Genomic DNA, 1,410 nt, shown 5'->3' with positions numbered 1-1,410 from the left:
TGGACGCCCTTCTAAGAGTCAAGCTGTTATCGGGATACTGTTGATCCGCCTGTTTTGATTGCGCAGTAACGTGTAAACTTCGCGGGAGATATATCGCTTTAGACAGCGTATCGCTTCCATTTTTGTATGTCCTTCGGCTACACGCCTGGCGACATATTCCTTTGTTTTTGCGTCAGTTCGTAAGCGTCCGATGGCGATGATGTGAAGTGCACTATTTGCAGCACGATCTCCACCACGATTAAGTCGGTAACGGTTCGTTTTTCCAGAAGAAACGGGGACCGGGCTGACACCACACAGTGCCGCAAATCCTGATTCTGATCTTAACCGTTGAGGATTGTCTCCGGCAGTGATCAGCAACTGTGAAGCGCTTTCGTATCCGATAGCATTACGTTTAATCAGCTCAGGTGCCAACTCGTCGACAATTGCCGCAATCATGACATCCAGATCAGCGATTTCGTCATGTAACTCGAGATAGCGTCGGGCAAGGGACTTTAATGAAATGCGATAAACGTTGGTTACATTGCGGTATTCACTGGCATCAGGTCTCCAGGAACCCAGGGTCCTGATGAGCTGCATGCGCGTCATATTTCTGAGCTGTTCACGTAATTCATCCGGGGCAGAGATAATATTTGAATGGATAATCTGGAGAGCGACTCTGCGGGCTGATATTGCTGTTTTTCGGCAAGTTTTTAATACCCGCAGGGACTCAATCATGCCATCACGCGTTTTGGGAGTAACTGTCCTGATGCCTGAGAATGCTGCATGAGCGGCACATTCAGCATCAATTGTGTCACTTTTACCCCGTTTGCGTCGCTCCATCCGGTCTGGAGCAGTCACCTCAAGAACTTCTAACCCGGCGTTCTGAAAATAACGAAGCAAACCGGAACCATAGGTACCTGTGCACTCAACACCAATTCGCTTTAATGTCCCAAACGAGGTCATCCATGCCAGCATCTGCCGGTAACCTTGTCGTGTTGTGGAGAAATACTGAGTCCCAAGGACTTTATTGTTCTGATCTACGACAGCGGCAACGTGCAAATCTTTATGTGTATCCACGCCACCCACAACGGCAGCTTCGGTAACTTTATCAACCATGACAGAGCTCCTGTGAGGAAACAGAGTTGAATCTCCAGACAGATAACCTGGACAGGACAGTAACGAGACAAGCCGTCAGGCCCTTCTTGAGTCACGCGCATCGGTGAGGAGATGCCTCGCATGAAGGCGCTTCCGGCAACCGACGGGTCCAGGGCAGGACACAAAAGGTCGATCGCTGTGTGAGTCAGGATGCGGGAAGGTCTTCACTGCATCAGTAATCACACCAATCTGGTTAAACGGCAAACTAAGTGGTGGTAAAGACTGACATCGGCATTATTACTATCGCTGTGGAACATCACCCCGACGGGCTTACCA

General features: G+C 49.6%; 1 protein-coding gene. It reads right to left on the bottom strand.

What is annotated here, in order from left to right; genetic code table 11:
• Window positions 1-18: 18 nt before the first annotated feature.
• Complete coding sequence (locus HMPREF3143_RS02335) at window positions 19-1,095, bottom strand: IS110 family RNA-guided transposase (protein WP_000227969.1); 1,077 nt, start codon at window positions 1,093-1,095, stop codon at window positions 19-21.
• Window positions 1,096-1,410: the final 315 nt, after the last annotated feature.

The sequence above is a fragment of the Enterobacter sp. HMSC16D10 genome (assembly GCF_001807145.1).
Classification (GTDB): Bacteria; Pseudomonadota; Gammaproteobacteria; order Enterobacterales; family Enterobacteriaceae; genus Enterobacter; species Enterobacter roggenkampii.
This window is presented reverse-complemented; position numbering and strand designations above follow the sequence as displayed.

What these genes read in the sequence shown, in the direction of transcription:
- HMPREF3143_RS02335 (WP_000227969.1), bottom strand. Translation starts at nt 1,095, where the DNA reads ATGGTTGATAAAGTTACCGAAGCTGCCGTTGTGGGTGGCGTGGATACA.